The sequence below is a fragment of the Halomonas aestuarii genome (genome assembly GCF_001886615.1).
In the GTDB taxonomy this organism is placed as follows: domain Bacteria; phylum Pseudomonadota; class Gammaproteobacteria; order Pseudomonadales; family Halomonadaceae; genus Halomonas; species Halomonas aestuarii.
Genome location: NZ_CP018139.1, coordinates 1,372,971 through 1,388,313 on the forward strand (window position 1 = coordinate 1,372,971; position 15,343 = coordinate 1,388,313).

At 66.3% G+C, this 15,343-nt stretch carries 14 protein-coding genes, 2 tRNA genes and 2 rRNA genes; 7 read left to right on the forward strand and 11 right to left on the reverse strand.

Going from position 1 to position 15,343, the window contains the following annotated elements:
* The first annotated feature begins 95 nt into the window (after positions 1-95).
* From hisB to hisF, 4 genes are all read left to right on the forward strand, one after another.
* Complete coding sequence (gene hisB / locus BOX17_RS06290; RefSeq protein WP_071942796.1) at positions 96-689, forward strand: imidazoleglycerol-phosphate dehydratase HisB; 594 nt, start codon at positions 96-98, stop codon at positions 687-689.
* Between the two features lie 31 nt (positions 690-720).
* Positions 721-1,362 (forward strand): imidazole glycerol phosphate synthase subunit HisH, encoded by a 642-nt coding sequence (gene hisH / locus BOX17_RS06295; RefSeq protein WP_071942798.1) that lies wholly within the window; start codon positions 721-723, stop codon positions 1,360-1,362.
* Between the two features lie 79 nt (positions 1,363-1,441).
* Positions 1,442-2,188 carry a 1-(5-phosphoribosyl)-5-[(5-phosphoribosylamino)methylideneamino]imidazole-4-carboxamide isomerase gene (gene hisA, locus BOX17_RS06300; protein WP_071942800.1) on the forward strand — a complete coding sequence of 249 codons (747 nt, stop codon included), beginning with the start codon at positions 1,442-1,444 and terminating at the stop codon, positions 2,186-2,188.
* Between the two features lie 3 nt (positions 2,189-2,191).
* Complete coding sequence (gene hisF, locus BOX17_RS06305) at positions 2,192-2,965, forward strand: imidazole glycerol phosphate synthase subunit HisF (RefSeq protein WP_071942802.1); 774 nt, start codon at positions 2,192-2,194, stop codon at positions 2,963-2,965.
* Positions 2,966-3,049: 84 nt separating this feature from the next.
* On the opposite strand, the gene BOX17_RS06310 is transcribed toward hisF, so the two are convergent.
* Positions 3,050-3,634 carry a YjaG family protein gene (locus BOX17_RS06310; protein WP_071942803.1) on the reverse strand — a complete coding sequence of 195 codons (585 nt, stop codon included), beginning with the start codon at positions 3,632-3,634 and terminating at the stop codon, positions 3,050-3,052.
* Between the two features lie 26 nt (positions 3,635-3,660).
* Positions 3,661-3,954 (reverse strand): MGMT family protein, encoded by a 294-nt coding sequence (locus tag BOX17_RS06315; protein WP_071942805.1) that lies wholly within the window; start codon positions 3,952-3,954, stop codon positions 3,661-3,663.
* Positions 3,955-4,015: 61 nt separating this feature from the next.
* Between BOX17_RS06315 and BOX17_RS06320 the strand changes: the two genes are divergently transcribed.
* Entirely contained in the window at positions 4,016-4,708 is a 693-nt protein-coding gene (locus tag BOX17_RS06320) for a type 1 glutamine amidotransferase (protein ID WP_071942807.1), read from the forward strand.
* Between the two features lie 3 nt (positions 4,709-4,711).
* On the opposite strand, the gene mnmH is transcribed toward BOX17_RS06320, so the two are convergent.
* The 5 genes from mnmH to BOX17_RS06345 form a co-directional block, all read right to left on the reverse strand.
* Entirely contained in the window at positions 4,712-5,833 is a 1,122-nt protein-coding gene (mnmH, locus tag BOX17_RS06325; RefSeq protein ID WP_071942809.1) for a tRNA 2-selenouridine(34) synthase MnmH, read from the reverse strand.
* On the reverse strand, positions 5,830-6,867 hold the full coding sequence (selD, locus tag BOX17_RS06330; protein ID WP_071942810.1) for a selenide, water dikinase SelD: 1,038 nt from the start codon (positions 6,865-6,867) through the stop codon (positions 5,830-5,832). The genes mnmH and selD overlap by 4 nt, the downstream gene beginning before the upstream one ends.
* A gap of 50 nt (positions 6,868-6,917) precedes the next feature.
* Entirely contained in the window at positions 6,918-8,306 is a 1,389-nt protein-coding gene (radA, locus tag BOX17_RS06335) for a DNA repair protein RadA (RefSeq protein WP_071942812.1), read from the reverse strand.
* Between the two features lie 137 nt (positions 8,307-8,443).
* Entirely contained in the window at positions 8,444-8,890 is a 447-nt protein-coding gene (locus BOX17_RS06340; RefSeq protein ID WP_071942814.1) for a copper resistance protein NlpE N-terminal domain-containing protein, read from the reverse strand.
* Positions 8,891-8,995: 105 nt separating this feature from the next.
* Positions 8,996-9,889, reverse strand: coding sequence for an AEC family transporter (locus tag BOX17_RS06345; RefSeq protein WP_071942816.1), 894 nt, complete (start codon positions 9,887-9,889; stop codon positions 8,996-8,998).
* A 121-nt stretch (positions 9,890-10,010) separates the two neighbouring features.
* Between BOX17_RS06345 and hisC the strand changes: the two genes are divergently transcribed.
* On the forward strand, positions 10,011-11,066 hold the full coding sequence (hisC, locus tag BOX17_RS06350; RefSeq protein WP_071942818.1) for a histidinol-phosphate transaminase: 1,056 nt from the start codon (positions 10,011-10,013) through the stop codon (positions 11,064-11,066).
* Positions 11,057-11,500 (forward strand): SMU1112c/YaeR family gloxylase I-like metalloprotein, encoded by a 444-nt coding sequence (gloA2, locus tag BOX17_RS06355; RefSeq protein ID WP_083582090.1) that lies wholly within the window; start codon positions 11,057-11,059, stop codon positions 11,498-11,500. Before hisC ends, gloA2 begins: the two co-directional genes overlap by 10 nt.
* Before the next feature lie 215 nt (positions 11,501-11,715).
* On the opposite strand, the gene rrf is transcribed toward gloA2, so the two are convergent.
* From rrf to BOX17_RS06375, 4 genes are all read right to left on the reverse strand, one after another.
* Positions 11,716-11,831: ribosomal RNA gene (gene rrf / locus BOX17_RS06360) — 5S ribosomal RNA — on the reverse strand.
* A gap of 83 nt (positions 11,832-11,914) precedes the next feature.
* Positions 11,915-14,802 (reverse strand): 23S ribosomal RNA (locus tag BOX17_RS06365).
* A gap of 194 nt (positions 14,803-14,996) precedes the next feature.
* A tRNA-Ala gene (locus BOX17_RS06370) sits at positions 14,997-15,072 on the reverse strand.
* A 120-nt stretch (positions 15,073-15,192) separates the two neighbouring features.
* Positions 15,193-15,269, reverse strand: a tRNA-Ile gene (locus tag BOX17_RS06375).
* Positions 15,270-15,343: the final 74 nt, after the last annotated feature.

Genomic DNA, 15,343 nt, shown 5'->3' on the forward strand with positions numbered 1-15,343 from the left:
TCGGCGTCAGGCACAGCACCCGACGCCCTTTTGCATTGCCGGCCGGTGGAATCACCGGCCCCTCTCGACACGCGCCCAGGCGCTGGAGATCCGACATGTCCGAGCGTATCGCCACGGTCACCCGGAACACCCGGGAAACCCAGATCACGGTGACCATCAACCTCGACGGCGAGGGGCGCCTGGCCTGCGAGACCGGCGTACCCTTCCTCGACCACATGCTCGACCAGGTGGCCCGCCACGGCCTGATCGACCTGGATATCGAGGCGGTGGGCGACCTGCACATCGACGACCACCACACCGTCGAGGACCTAGGCATCACCCTGGGCCAGGCCTTCCACCAGGCGATCGGCGACAAGCGCGGCATCTACCGCTACGGCCATGCCTACGTGCCCCTGGACGAGGCCCTGTCGCGGGTGGTGGTGGACTTCTCCGGCCGCCCGGGGCTTTTCATGGACGTGGCGTTCACCCGCGCCAGCATCGGACGCCTGGATACCCAGCTGTTCTGGGAGTTCTTCCAGGGCTTCGTCAACCATGCCCGGGTGACCCTGCACATCGACAACCTGAAGGGCTTCAACGCCCACCACCAGGCGGAAACGATCTTCAAGGCCTTCGGCCGCGCGCTGCGCATGGCCGTGGCGCCCGACCCGCGCATGGCGGGCCAGATGCCGTCCACCAAGGGCAGCCTCTGAGGCCGCCGAACGATCACACGAGGAGCGCCCCATGACCATTGCCGTCATCGACTACGGGATGGGTAACCTGCATTCCGTCGCCAAGGCACTGGAACACGTCACTCACGAGAACGTGGTCGTGACACGGGATGCCCGCCGCATCCGCGGCGCCACCCGCCTGGTCCTGCCCGGCCAGGGGGCCATCCGCGACTGCATGGGCGAGCTGGAGAAGACCGAGCTGCGCGGCCTGGTCGAGGAACTGCTCGCCAGCCAGGCCAAGCCGCTGCTGGGCATCTGTGTCGGCCAGCAGATGCTGCTCGACCACAGCGAGGAGAACGGCGGCATCGGCTGCCTGGGCTTCCTGCCCGGCGAGGTGAGGAAGTTCCCGGGCGACATGCACGATGACCGCGGCCATCGCCTGAAGGTGCCCCACATGGGCTGGAACCTGGTGCATCAGCACCATGACCACCCGCTGTGGGCCGGCATCGACCAGGACGAGCACTTCTATTTCGTGCACAGCTACTACGTCGAGGCCGCCGACGACGCCACGGTGTTCGGCACCACCGAGTACGGCCGGGTGAGCGCCCACGTGGCCATCGGCCGAGACGCCACCTTCGCCGTGCAGTTCCACCCGGAGAAGAGCTCCCGCGCCGGCCTCAGGCTGCTGGAAAACTTCGTCCAATGGGCGCCCTGAGCGGCCCCGCCCCCGAGGGCGTACGACACCGTGCCCATGACAACAGGGCGCGCGATACCGCGCCGACTGGAGACCTGACATGCTGGTAATTCCCGCCATCGACCTCAAGGACGGCAAGTGCGTCCGCCTCAAGCAGGGGCGCATGGACGACGCCACCACCTACGGCGATGACCCGGTGGCCATGGCCGCCCGCTGGGTCGAGGCCGGCGCCCGCCGCCTGCATCTGGTCGACCTCAACGGCGCCTTCGAGGGCGCGCCGGTCAACGGCGAGGCGGTCACCGCCATCGCCCGGGCCTATCCCGACCTGCCGATCCAGATCGGGGGCGGCATCCGCTCGGCCTCGACCATCGAGCACTACCTCGAGGCCGGGGTCTCCTACGTGATCATCGGCACCAAGGCGGTCAAGGAGCCGGACTTCGTCGGCGAGATGTGCCGCGCCTTTCCCGGCCACGTGATCGTCGGCCTGGACGCCCGGGACGGCTTCGTCGCCACCGATGGCTGGGCCGAGGTCTCCACGGTGAAGGCCACCGACCTAGCCCGTCGCTTCGCCGACGACGGCGTGTCGAGCATCGTCTATACCGACATCGCCCGGGACGGCATGATGCAGGGCGTCAACGTGGAGGCCACCGCCGAGCTGGCCCGCGAGGGCGGCCTGCCGGTGATCGCCTCGGGCGGCGTCACCGACCTCGAGGACCTGCGGGCGCTGGCCAGGGTCGCCGACGACGGCATCCTCGGCGCCATCACCGGGCGCGCCATCTATGAAGGCAGCCTCGACGTGGCCGAGGCCCAGCGCCTGTGCGACGAACTCAACCAGAGGGGGAGCTGACCCATGGGACTCGCCAAGCGCATCATTCCGTGCCTGGACGTCGATGCCGGCCGCGTGGTCAAGGGCGTCAACTTCATCGGCATCCGCGACGCCGGTGACCCGGTGGAGATCGCCCAGCGCTACAACCAGCAGGGCGCCGACGAGATCACCTTCCTCGACATCACGGCGAGCCACGAGGACCGCGACACCACGGTGGAGATGGTCGAGCGCATCGCCGGCGAGGTGTTCATCCCGCTCACGGTGGGCGGCGGCATCCGCACCTGCGACGACATCCGCACCATGCTCAACGCCGGCGCCGACAAGGTGTCGATCAACACCGCCGCGGTGACCAACCCCGACTTCGTGCACGAGGCCTCCGAGCGCTTCGGCAGCCAGTGCATCGTGGTGGCCATCGATGCCAAGAAGGTCTCGAAGGAGGGCGAACCCGACCGCTGGGAGATCTTCACCCACGGCGGGCGCCGCCCCACCGGCCTGGATGCCGTGGAGTGGGCGAAGAAGATGGTGGAGTACGGGGCCGGCGAGCTGCTGCTGACCAGCATGGACCGCGACGGCACCAAGGCCGGCTTCGACCTGGGCGTGACCCGGGCCATTGCCGAGGCCGTGAGCGTGCCGGTGATCGCCTCCGGCGGCGTCGGCAACCTCGACCACCTGGTCGATGGCGTCATCGATGGCGGCGCCGACGCGGTGCTGGCGGCCAGCATCTTCCACTTCGGCGAGTACACCATCCCCGAGGCCAAGCGCTACATGGCCGAGCACGGCATCGAGATGCGGCTCTAGCGACGACGCCACCGACGTCACGAAACAGGGCCCGCCGAGAGACGGGCCCTTGTCGTTGACGGCCATCGCGCGACGCTGCCGGCGCTACTCCTCGACGCTCAACCCCAGGTTGCTGACCCCGTCGTTGCGCCCCAGTCGACGCAGGGCCTTGAGCGCCTCGCGATCCAGCGGTCCTGTCTCCACGGCCTCGAGCACCGCGTCCTGGAAGTCGTTCTCGTCCGCCATCAGCGGATGGTCGCGCACCAGGGCGGCGAGCCTCTCGGCATCCTCCTCCCCCTCGGTGAGCTCGATGTAGGCCCGCACCCCGCTGCGCGAGGCCCGGCTGACCTCCAGCACCGCCTCCGAGGCCTCGCCGCGCAGGGTGTCGAGGATCGCCGAGAGCGCCACCACCGCCTCCAGCGCCCGACGGGCCCCGAAGCTGTCGTCGGCGGCGGGGGGCTCCAGCTCGGCCAGCTTCTCGACCTGGCGATCGAAGTCGATGCGCGCCTCCTTCACCGCCAGCTGCTCCCAGACCAGGTCCAGGATCACCCTCAGGCCGTGGGGATTCCCCTCGCCGGTGGTCGCCGCATAGAGGCCGTAGTTGGGCAGCAGGCGCTCGCAGAGGGCCGCCATGAAGGCTTGCTGGCGACGCGGGTCGAGCTGCTGGAGGCGCTGGAAGAAGCCGCTCATGGAGTCTCCTCGGGATATGGGTTGTCTCAGGGCCAGAGGCGGTCGGCCGCCACCCGCCCCCGGTTGTCGAACAGCACGCCCTCGGCCACCAGGCGCCGGCGCTGCTCGTCGGCACCGCCGTGGTCGGCCAGCTTGCGCGAGGCGGTGATCACCCGGAACCAGGGCAGGCCATGGCCAGCGGGCAGCTCGCGCAGGGCGCGGGCCACCAGGCGGGGCGTCGCGCCGTCGGTCATCGCGGCGATGCGCCCGTAGGTCGTCACCCGGCCCAGCGGGACCTCGGCCAGGATGGTCAGTATCTGTTCCCTCAGGTCGGGCTTCATGTACCCTTGCGCTCCGTCCTGTCCGTCACCACCGCGCATTTTTTACCATGGCGAGGCTCGCATGCATGTTCACCTTCTCCAGCACAGCCCCCACCAGGGGCCGGCCCGGATCGCCGACTGGCTCGCCAGCATGGGCCATAGCCATACCGTCTTCCACCTCGACGCGGGCGAGCTGCCGCCCCGGCTGGCCGACGGCGACGCGCTGATCGTGCTCGACGGCCCCGAGGGCAGCGACGAGGGGGCGCGTCCCTGGCTCAGGGGCGAACGCAAGCTCATCGCGCAGGCGCTGGACGGCAACAAGCCGCTGCTGGGGATCGGCTACGGCGCCCGGCTGATCGCCGAGGCCCTGGGGGCGATCGTGGACCGCGGCACCGTGGCCGAGACCGGCTGGCATCGGGTGGAGCTCGCCCCGCTGAGCCCCGTCGACCTGCCCGAGACCTTCGAGGCCTTCATGTGGCACCGCGAGGTCTTCTCCCTGCCCGACTATGCCCTGGCGCTGGGCCGCAGCACGGCGAGCCCCCTGCAGGGCTTCACCTGGGACGACGGACGGGTGGTGGCTCTGCTCTGCCACCTGGAGGCCACCGCCGCGAGCGTCGCCGAACTGCTCGACCATCAGCCGCCGCCCGAGGGAAGCGAGACGAGCCCCCACACCCAGGACCGCGCGGCCATGCTCGACGATCCCAAGCGCTTCGACCGGCTGGCCCCCTTGCTTGACCGGCTGCTGTCGCAGTGGCTGAGCCACGCCGCGAACTGAGGCTCAGGCCGGCTCGTGCGCCTGCCGGCCTTCCTTTCGAGCTTCGGCCGACCACTCCCGGGCGACCGCCAGGCAGCTCTCCCAGTCCCCCACATGGAGGAAATGGCGCTCCGGGTGCTTCTCCAGCTGGTGGCGATAGAGCGGGTCGTAGTATTCAGTGAGCAGCGGCGCCAGCCAGGCCTCGTGGGCGCTGGTGTTGCCGCGCTCATGCTCGCGGAAGGCCAGCGCCTGGAGGCGCTGAAGGCGCGCCAGGCGCTCCTGGCCCAGGCGCTTCCTCAGCCGCCCCAGGGCGGTGGTGAGCTGCCGGCGCATCAGCGCCCAGCCCAGCCAGTCGCCGAACTGCCGGCGATGGACCTCCCAGAGGTCGTCGATGTAGTCCTTGCGGATCTGCGCCAGGCGCCAGTCCAGCGGCATCTCGATGCGGATGCGCGGGGCCTGGACCATGCCCTCCCAGAAGGTCAGCGGGATGTTGGCCGCCCCGATGCGCCGGGACTCGTCCTCCACCACCAGCGGCCCGGGCAGGTCCAGCAGGCGCCGTCCCATGGCGTGCTCGAAGTCGATCTGGCTGGGCGCCGGCAGCGGATGGCGGCCGAAGGCCGAGCCCTTGTGGCGCGCGCACCCCTCCAGGTCGAGGCCGTTCTCGAGCCGCAGGATCAGCGGGGTCTTGGCGCAGCCGGTGAGGCCGCCCACCACCAACTGCGGCTGCTCGGCCGCCGCGTCGATGCGCGCGCAGAGGGCCTGGCGCATCGCCTTCCAGCCGCCGCGGATGCGCGGACGGGTGATGCCGGCCTCAGCCAGCCACTGCTGGGCGGTCCGGGAGCGCAAGCCGCCGCGGAAGCAGTAGATGACGGCGTCGGGGTGGGCCTCGACGAGCCGTTGCCAGGCGGCGACCCGGGACGCCTTGAGGGCGCCGTTGACCAGCCGCTCGCCCAGGGCGATGGCCGCGTCCTGGCCACGCGCCTTGTACTCGATGCCCACGAGGTGACGCTCCTCGTCGTCCATCAGCGGCAGGTTGACGGCACCGGGCAGCGCCCCCTGGGCGAATTCCACGGGCGCCCGCACGTCGATCAGTACGCGTCCTTCCCTGAGCAGCGCGAGATCCGGCTCGACCAGCGGCAGGCTCATCCGCGCACCTCGATCAGCGCCGGGCCGCTGGCCCTGACCACCTCGCCGAAGGGCGTGAGCTCGATGCCGTGGTCACGGCCGATGCGCTCCACGTCGTCCTCCCAGGAGGGGTGCACCGCGAGCAGCAGGCCGCCCGAGGTCTGGGGGTCGCAGAGCCACTGCCAGTGGGCCTCGTCCATCCGCGGCAGGCTCGCCCCCAGTGCCTCGAGGTTGCGCCGGGCGCCGCCGGGCACCGCGCCCTTGCGGCGGTAGGACTCGGCCTCGGCGAGCCGTGGCAGGCGCCGGAAGTCGACCCGGGCGGCGACGCCGCTGGCCGTGCAGATCTCGGCGAGATGGCCGGCCAGTCCGAAGCCGGTGACGTCGGTCATGGCGTGCACCCCCTTGACCTTGGCCAGCTCCATGCCGATGGCATTGGACTTGAGCATGGTCGAGCGCGCCAGCTCCTGGTGGCCGGCCTCCAGCAGCCCCTGCTTCTCGGCGGTGGTGAGCAGGCCCACCCCCAGCGGCTTGGTGAGGAACAGCAGGTCACCGGGCTGGGCGCCCTTGTTGAGCTTGAGGTGCTCGAGGTCGACGAGGCCGTTGACCGCCAGGCCGAAGATCGGCTCGGGGGCATCGATGGAGTGCCCGCCGGCCAGCGCCAGGCCCAGCTCGCGGCACACCGCCTGGGCGCCGCCCACCACGTCGCCGGCGATGTCCGCGCCGAGCTTGTCCAGCGGCCAGCCGAGGATGCCCAGCGCCAGGACCGGCTTGCCGCCCATGGCGTAGACGTCGCTGATGGCGTTGGTGGCGGCGATGCGGCCGAAGTCGAAGGGGTCGTCGACGATGGGCATGAAGAAGTCGGTGGTGGCGATCATGCCGCGACCGTCGCCGAGGTCGTAGACGGCGGCGTCCTCGCGGCCCTGGTTGCCGACGATCAGCCGCGAATGGCTGGCGCCGGGACCGGCCTTGGCGAGGATCCCGTCGAGCACGTCGGGGGCGATCTTGCATCCGCAGCCGGCGCCGTGGCTGTACTGGGTCAGGCGGATGGCGCTCATCTCGTTCTCCTTGGCGTTCGATACCCGCATTCTACAACAGAGTGCCGGGCCTAGAGGGCATCGAGGGCCTCGGCGAGCTTGTCCACGGCGACCACCTCCATGCCCTCGGGGCTGCGCCTGGGGGCGTTGGCCCGGGGCACGATGGCACGCGTGAAGCCGTGCTTGGCCGCCTCGACGATGCGTTCCTGGCCGCTGGGCACCGGCCGGATCTCGCCGGAGAGCCCCACCTCGCCGAACACCACCAGTTCCCGGGGCAGCGGGCGGTTCTGCAGGCTGGAGACCACCGCCAGCAGCACGGCCAGGTCGGCGCTGGTCTCCAGCACCTTGACCCCGCCGACCACGTTGAGGAAGACATCCTGGTCGCCGGTGAAGAGCCCGCCGTGGCGGTGCAGCACCGCCAGCAGCATCGCCAGGCGGTTCTGGTCCAGGCCCACGGCGACTCGCCGCGGGTTGCCCAGCGCCGACTCGTCGAGCAGCGCCTGGACCTCCACGAGGATCGGCCGGGTACCCTCCCAGACCACCATGACCAGGCTGCCGGCACTCTGCTCCTCGTTGCGCGAGAGGAAGATGGCGCTGGGGTTCTTCACCTCCTTGAGGCCGTGCTCGAGCATGGCGAAGACGCCCAGCTCGTTGACCGCACCGAAGCGGTTCTTCTGGCCCCGCAGGGTGCGAAAGCGCGAGTCGGCCCCGCCCTCGAGCAGCAGCGAGGCATCGATCATGTGCTCGAGCACCTTGGGGCCGGCCAGGCTGCCGTCCTTGGTGACGTGGCCGACCAGCAGCAGCACGGTGTTGGACTGCTTGGCGAAGCGGGTCAGCACGGCGGCGGACTCGCGCACCTGGGCCACGCCCCCCGGCGCCGAGGCGATATCCTCCAGGTGCATGGTCTGGATGGAGTCGATCACCAGGATGTCGGGAGTCTCGCGCTCGGCCACGGCGAGGATGGTCTCGACGCTGGTCTCGGCGAGCATCTTCAGCCCCTGGGAGGGCAGCTGCAGGCGGTGGGCCCGCATCGCCACCTGGGAGAGCGACTCCTCGCCGGTGACGTAGAGCACCCGGCGCCCCTGGGCCAGCTTGCAGGCGGTCTGCAGCAGCAGGGTCGACTTGCCGGCGCCGGGGTGGCCGCCGAGCAGCACCGCGGAGCCCGGCACCAGGCCGCCGCCCAGCACCCGATCGAACTCCGCGAAGGTCGAGGAGAGCCGGGGGACCTCGCTGAGGTCGACGCTGCCCAGGTCGACCACCTCGCGGGACAGGCTGCCGGCATAGCCTCCGCGCCCGGCACCTCCGCTCGCCGCGGCGCCTGTCCCGGCACCGGGACGGGCGGGGGCCAGGCGTACCTCGCTCAGGGTGTTCCACTCCTGGCAACTGGTGCACTGCCCCTGCCACTTGCGGTACTCGGCACCGCACTCGGTGCAGACGAAGGCACTCTTCACTTTGGCCATGGGGCACTCTCTCGATCGATGGCGGGGCCGATGAATGGACGGGGCCTATTCTAGCAGCCGCGGGCCTCGCGCCGATGGCCGTCCCGCAACGAGAAGGGGCGACCCCGAGGCCGCCCCTGTACTGCTCGCTCGCGCGGTCAGAGACGCTTGAGCTGCAGCATCTCGCTGTTCTGGAAGCGGCGCAGGTTGGGATCGATCAGCTCCAGCGTCTGGAGGTCGACGCGCAGGAAGTAGTAGGTCTGCCCCTCGCCGTCGGGAACCAGCTCATAGACGGTGGCGGTGGGATCCTGCTCGGTCCCCTGGAGGACCTCCCAGTTGCCCGCATAGCTCTCGTCCGGCGGATTCTGCGGGTGCGCCCGATAGGAGGCCTCCAGCTCGAAGGTCCGCTCCTCGGTGGCGTCCTGCTCATCGCCGTTCAGGGTCACGTTCAGGTCGATGCCATCGCAGTTGCGGCAAGGCAGGGTACCCTGGTACGTCACCGTGGTCGCTTCCATCTCGGGAGCGGCCTGGTCCGTGGGGCCGGCGGCACAGCCGGCCAACAGGGCGGCCAGGGCAGAGCCAGCCAGCAAGGTCCTGATTTGCATATACGTCCTCCTAACCAATGGGCACAACGCCGTGAGGCACGGCAACCTGAACACAGCATAACCTCTCACGCCCTCACCGGACAGCCTCGCCTGGCCCCGCGCTCCTCAGCCCGGCGGCTGGACATGGGTGAAGACCAGTACCAGCACGGCCGGCATGACCACCAGGCTGCCCAGGTTGCCGATCAGCACCAGGGAGGCCACCTTGTGGGGCTCCTGACGATACTGTTCGGCCACGAGGTAGTTCAGCACGGCCGGCGGCAGGGCCGCGAAGACCCACAGGGCCGCCGCCTGCAGCCCCGACAGCTCGAGCCACCAGATCAGCGGCAGGGCGAGCACCAGCCCCGATAGCGGACAGAGCACCGCGCCGAGGATCCCCGTCTTCCAGTCGCCGAAGTCGATGTCCAGCATGCGCACCCCCAGGGCGAAGAGCATCAGCGGGATACAGACCCCGCCCAGCATGTGCATGGCCTCCAGGCCCCATCCCGGCAGGGGAATCCCGCCCAGGTTGACCGCCAGGCCGGCCAGGCTCGCCAGCACGATGGGCATGCGCAGCAGCCGCCACAGCGGGGTATGCGGACTGAGCATGTAGAGCCCCACCGAGAAGTGCAGCAGCATCTCGACGATGAACAGCACCACCGCCGCCGGCAGGGCCTGCTCGCCGAAGGCCAACACCAGCAACGGGATGCCCATGTTGCCGGAATTGTTGAACATCATCGGCGGCAGGAAGGTCTTTACCTCCAGCTTCAGCCACCTGGCCACCGGCCAGAGCACCAGCCCCGAGCCCAGCACCACCACGGCCCCCGCCAGGGCCAGCTTGGCATACTCCGCCAGCGGTGCCTGGCGGTCGGCCAGCACGGCGAACACCAGCATGGGCACGAAGAGTTCCATGTTGAGGGTGTTCAGCCCGCGGATGTCTGGCGTGCGAAAGCGGCCATAGAGGGTACCGCATCCGGCGATGAGGAAGACGGGCAGCAGGGTGGCGATGATCTGGGCGGTCATTGCATGGATCCGTAGGCAGCGAATGATCGAAACGGAGTCACGAGACTAGCATGGTCGCGGCTTGCGCGGTCAGGTCGCTCGGGTCACCATGACCCGAGTCCCATCCCCCGAGCGAGAGACCATGAGCAAGTTCTGGAGCCCCGCGGTTCGCGAGCTGACCCCCTATGTCCCGGGTGAGCAGCCCCGCGAGCGTCTGATCAAGCTGAACACCAACGAGAACCCCTATCCGCCGGCCCCGGGCGTCGAGGCAGCCCTGCGGGAGTTTCCCGCCGACCACCTGCGCCGCTACCCGGACCCGACCTCCTTCTCCCTGCGTGAGGCCCTGGCCGAGGAGCTCGGGGTGGACACGGACCAGGTGTTCGTCGGCAACGGCTCCGACGAGGTCCTGGCCCTGGCCTTCCAGGCCTTCTTCCGCCAGGACCGGCCGCTGGAGATGCCGGCCATCTCCTACAGCTTCTATCCGGTCTACTGCCAGCTCTACGGTGTCGAGCGTCGGCCCCACCCGCTGGACGACCAGTGGCGCGTCGACCTCGATGCCTTCGGCCAGGAGGCCGGCGGCGTGATCTTCGCCAACCCCAATGCCCCCACCGGCCACGGCCACGGCCGAGAGGCCATCGCCGGCCTGCTCGAGCGGGTCACCGAATCCGTGGTGCTGGTCGACGAGGCCTACGTGGACTTCGGCGGCGAGAGCGCGGTGCCCCTGGTCGATCGCTTCCCCAACCTGCTGGTCACCGGCACCTTCTCCAAGTCGCGTAGCCTCGCCGGCCTGCGCCTCGGCTACGCCGTGGGCTCCCGGGAGCTGATCGAGGGCCTGGAACGGGTCAAGGACTCCTTCAACTCCTACCCCGTCGACAGCCTGGCCAGCGCCCTGGGCATCGCCTCGCTGGACGACCCCGAACACTTCGACGCCTGCCGCGAGGCGGTGATCACCACCCGCGAGCGCACCCGGGTCCGCCTCGAGGCCCTGGGGTTCCAGGTGCTTCCCTCGCAGACCAACTTCGTGCTGGTCAGCCACCCCGGGTTCGACGCCGCCCAGCTCTTCGTGGGCCTGCGCGAGCGCGGTGTGCTGGTGCGCCACTTCAACAACGAGGTGCTGCGCGACCACCTGAGGATCTCCATCGGCACCGATGACGAGATGGACAGCCTCATCGAGGCCCTGGAGAGCCTGTGCCGCTAGCCGGAACCCCGGGCAGCCATCGCGACCGGCTGCCCCTGTCCCGGGTGCATCACGTGGCGCTGATCACGGCCGACTATGCCCGTGCACGGCGCTTCTATCTCGAGGTGATGGACGCCGAGATCCTCCATGAGACATGGCGCGCCGAGCGCCACAGCCACAAGCTGGACCTGAGGCTCCCCGGCGGCATCCAGATCGAGCTGTTCTCCTTTCCCTCGCCACCCCCGCGGCCGAGCTACCCCGAGGCCTGCGGGCTTCGCCACCTGGCGCTCGCCACCCCGGACCTCGAGACCTGCGTCGCACTGCTGGAGTCCCGCGGCGAGAGGCCCGAGCCCATCCGGCTGGACGAGATCACCGGCGCGCGCTTCACCTTCCTGGCCGACCCCGACGGCACGCCCATCGAGTTCTATGAAGAGGCCGCCGGCGCGAGCGAGTGACCGATCGCCGACGGCCAGACATGAAAAGACCCCGTGCTCTTTCGAACACGGGGTCTTTTCGGAATAGGTACCTGACGAGGATCGCGCCGGGCTCCGGGGGGCGGCGCGCCGCTACGCTCCAGGAGGAGGCCCTGACCTTTCCCCTGACATGACCTGATCCTCAGACATGAAAAAACCCCGAGCTCTGATGAACACGGGGTTTTCTCGGAATAGGTGCCTGACGATGACCTACTCTCGCATGGGGAGGCCCCACACTACCATCGGCGCTGAGCGGTTTCACTGCTGAGTTCGGCAAGGGATCAGGTGGTTCCCGCACGCTATGGTCGTCAGGCGAAAAACGGTGAATCATGCTGACGAGATCGTCTCATCGTATCCGTCATGTCGGTCGCCATCGGCAGACCGCTTGGGTGTTATATGGTCAAGCCTCACGGGCCATTAGTATCGGTTAGCTCAACGCCTTGCAGCGCTTCCACATCCGACCTATCAACCAGCTGGTCTCGCTGGGCCCTTCAGGAGGCTCAAGGCCTCGGGGATGTCTCATCTTGAAGGGGGCTTCCCGCTTAGATGCTTTCAGCGGTTATCCCGTCCGCACATAGCTACCCGGCAATGCCACTGGCGTGACAACCGGAACACCAGAGGTGCGTCCACTCCGGTCCTCTCGTACTAGGAGCAGCACTTCTCAAACATCCAACGCCCACGGCAGATAGGGACCGAACTGTCTCACGACGTTCTAAACCCAGCTCGCGTACCACTTTAAATGGCGAACAGCCATACCCTTGGGACCGACTTCAGCCCCAGGATGTGATGAGCCGACATCGAGGTGCCAAACACCGCCGTCGATGTGAACTCTTGGGCGGTATCAGCCTGTTATCCCCGGAGTACCTTTTATCCGTTGAGCGATGGCCCTTCCATACAGAACCACCGGATCACTAGAACCTACTTTCGTACCTGCTCGACGTGTCTGTCTCGCAGTTAAGCACCCTTATGCTCTTGCACTCAATGCACGATTTCCAACCGTGCTGAGGGTACCTTCGTGCTCCTCCGTTACGCTTTGGGAGGAGACCGCCCCAGTCAAACTACCCACCACACACGGTCCTCGATCCAGATCATGGACCTGAGTTAGAACGCCAATGATGCCAGGCTGGTATTTCAAGGTTGGCTCCACCGTGGCTGGCGCCACAGTTTCCAAGCCTCCCAGCTATCCTACACAAGCAACATCAGCGTCCAGTGTGAAGCTATAGTAAAGGTTCACGGGGTCTTTCCGTCTAGCCGCGGGTACACAGCATCTTCACTGCGATTTCAATTTCACTGAGTCTCGGGTGGAGACAGCGTGGCCATCATTACGCCATTCGTGCAGGTCGGAACTTACCCGACAAGGAATTTCGCTACCTTAGGACCGTTATAGTTACGGCCGCCGTTTACCGGGGCTTCGATCAGGAGCTTCGCCGAAGCTAACACCATCACTTAACCTTCCGGCACCGGGCAGGCGTCACACCCTATACGTCCGCTTGCGCGTTTGCAGAGTGCTGTGTTTTTAATAAACAGTTGCAGCCACCTGGTATCTTCGACCGCCTCGTGCTCCGGCCGCAGGGCCTTCACACTAACGCGGCGTGCCTTCTCCCGAAGTTACGGCACCATTTTGCCTAGTTCCTTCACCCGAGTTCTCTCAAGCGCCTTGGTATTCTCTACCTGACCACCTGTGTCGGTTTGGGGTACGGTCCCACTGTATCTGAAGCTTAGAGGCTTTTCCTGGAAGCGTGGCATCGATGACTTCCAGACCGTAGTCTGTTCGTCTCGTCTCTCGGCCTCAGGGAACCGGATTTGCCTGATTCCCCAGCCTACTGACTTTCACCAGGACAACCAACGCCTGGCTCACCTAGCCTTCTTCGTCCCCCCATCGCAATACAGTGAGGTACGGGAATATTGACCCGTTTCCCATCGACTACGCCTTTCGGCCTCGCCTTAGGGGCCGACTCACTCTGCTCCGATTAGCGTCGAACAGAAACCCTTGGTCTTCCGGCGGGGGAGTTTTTCACTCCCCTTGTCGTTACTCATGTCAGCATTCGCACTCGTGATACCTCCAGCAGACTTCTCAATCCACCTTCATCGGCGTACACGACGCTCCTCTACCGCTCGTCATTCGACGAACCCGTAGCTTCGGTACCTGGTTTGAGCCCCGTTACATCTTCCGCGCAGGCCGACTCGACTAGTGAGCTATTACGCTTTCTTTAAAGGATGGCTGCTTCTAAGCCAACCTCCTAGCTGTCTGAGCCTTCCCACATCGTTTCCCACTTAACCAGGATTTCGGGACCTTAGCTGACGGTCTGGGTTGTTTCCCTTTTCACAACGGACGTTAGCACCCGCTGTGTGTCTCCCACGCTTGCACTCACCGGTATTCGGAGTTTGCCTCGGGTTGGTAAGTCGGGATGACCCCCTAGCCGAAACAGTGCTCTACCCCCGGCGGTGATACGTGAGGCGCTACCTAAATAGCTTTCGAGGAGAACCAGCTATCTCCGGGCTTGATTAGCCTTTCACTCCGATCCACAAGTCATCCAAATCTTTTTCAACAGATCCTGGTTCGGTCCTCCAGTTGATGTTACTCAACCTTCAACCTGCTCATGGATAGATCGCCCGGTTTCGGGTCTATTCCCAGCGACTGGTCGCCCAGTTAAGACTCGGTTTCCCTACGCCTCCCCTATACGGTTAAGCTCGCCACTGAAAATAAGTCGCTGACCCATTATACAAAAGGTACGCGGTCACAGAACAAGTCTGCTCCCACTGCTTGTACGCACACGGTTTCAGGATCTATTTCACTCCCCTCTCCGGGGTTCTTTTCGCCTTTCCCTCACGGTACTGGTTCACTATCGGTCAGCCAGGAGTATTTAGCCTTGGAGGATGGTCCCCCCGTCTTCAGTCAAGGTTTCTCGTGCCCCGACCTACTCGATTTCACACCAATCAGATTTCGACTACGGGGCTATCACCCTGTATCGCGTGGTTTCCCAACCACTTCGTCTATCGGTCATGGTGCTTAAGGGCTGGTCCCCGTTCGCTCGCCGCTACTAGGGGAATCTCGGTTGATTTCTTTTCCTCGGGGTAATGAGATGTTTCAGTTCCCCCGGTTCGCCTCCTGACACCTATGTATTCAGTGCAGGATACCCACGTTACCGTGGGTGGGTTTCCCCATTCAGAAATGCCCGGGTCACAGGTTGTTTGCCACCTCGCCGAGCCTTATCGCAGGCTTCCACGTCTTTCATCGCCTCTGGCTGCCTAGGCATCCACCGTGTGCGCTTCATCGCTTGACCATATAACCCCAAGAGGTCTGGTCCGCGATGACAATCGACAATTGCCGGATACGCTTGAGACGTATCTCGTGTCACCTTCCTCTCGGAAGGTAACGTTTGTCAGCATGATTCACATTGTTAAAGAGCACTGTTCAGAGAACAGTGGAAAGCCGTCTGGCTTGCCGCTGGTCTCTGTTCTGGACTGTCGGGAAGGATGGTGGAGCCTAGCGGGATCGAACCGCTGACCTCCTGCGTGCAAGGCAGGCGCTCTCCCAGCTGAGCTAAGGCCCCTCTGATCCTGCAAATTGGTGGGTCTGGGCAGACTTGAAGAACCCCGCGACCTCACCCTTCTCTTTATCGAACATCCGGGGGTGCGCTCTAACCAACTGAGCGATCCGGCCATTCGGAGAATGGTGGGTCTGGGCAGACTTGAACTGCCGACCTCACCCTTATCAGGGGTGCGCTCTAACCAACTGAGCTACAGACCCATTGGTCACGCTGGGCCTATACCCAAACAGTCTTTGCTCTGGTCGATCAGGTAATTCATTGTGGACACTTGCCG

Bases quoted from the DNA above. Each gene is read 5' to 3' on its own strand.
- hisH (WP_071942798.1), top strand. From the start codon at position 721: ATGACCATTGCCGTCATCGACTACGGGATGGGTAACCTGCATTCCGTC.
- hisF (WP_071942802.1), top strand. From the start codon at position 2,192: ATGGGACTCGCCAAGCGCATCATTCCGTGCCTGGACGTCGATGCCGGC.
- BOX17_RS06310 (WP_071942803.1), bottom strand. From the start codon at position 3,634: ATGAGCGGCTTCTTCCAGCGCCTCCAGCAGCTCGACCCGCGTCGCCAG.
- radA (WP_071942812.1), bottom strand. From the start codon at position 8,306: ATGGCCAAAGTGAAGAGTGCCTTCGTCTGCACCGAGTGCGGTGCCGAG.
- hisC (WP_071942818.1), top strand. From the start codon at position 10,011: ATGAGCAAGTTCTGGAGCCCCGCGGTTCGCGAGCTGACCCCCTATGTC.
- hisA (WP_071942800.1), top strand. From the start codon at position 1,442: ATGCTGGTAATTCCCGCCATCGACCTCAAGGACGGCAAGTGCGTCCGC.
- BOX17_RS06315 (WP_071942805.1), bottom strand. From the start codon at position 3,954: ATGAAGCCCGACCTGAGGGAACAGATACTGACCATCCTGGCCGAGGTC.
- BOX17_RS06340 (WP_071942814.1), bottom strand. From the start codon at position 8,890: ATGCAAATCAGGACCTTGCTGGCTGGCTCTGCCCTGGCCGCCCTGTTG.
- mnmH (WP_071942809.1), bottom strand. From the start codon at position 5,833: ATGAGCCTGCCGCTGGTCGAGCCGGATCTCGCGCTGCTCAGGGAAGGA.
- BOX17_RS06345 (WP_071942816.1), bottom strand. From the start codon at position 9,889: ATGACCGCCCAGATCATCGCCACCCTGCTGCCCGTCTTCCTCATCGCC.
- hisB (WP_071942796.1), top strand. From the start codon at position 96: ATGTCCGAGCGTATCGCCACGGTCACCCGGAACACCCGGGAAACCCAG.
- BOX17_RS06320 (WP_071942807.1), top strand. From the start codon at position 4,016: ATGCATGTTCACCTTCTCCAGCACAGCCCCCACCAGGGGCCGGCCCGG.
- selD (WP_071942810.1), bottom strand. From the start codon at position 6,867: ATGAGCGCCATCCGCCTGACCCAGTACAGCCACGGCGCCGGCTGCGGA.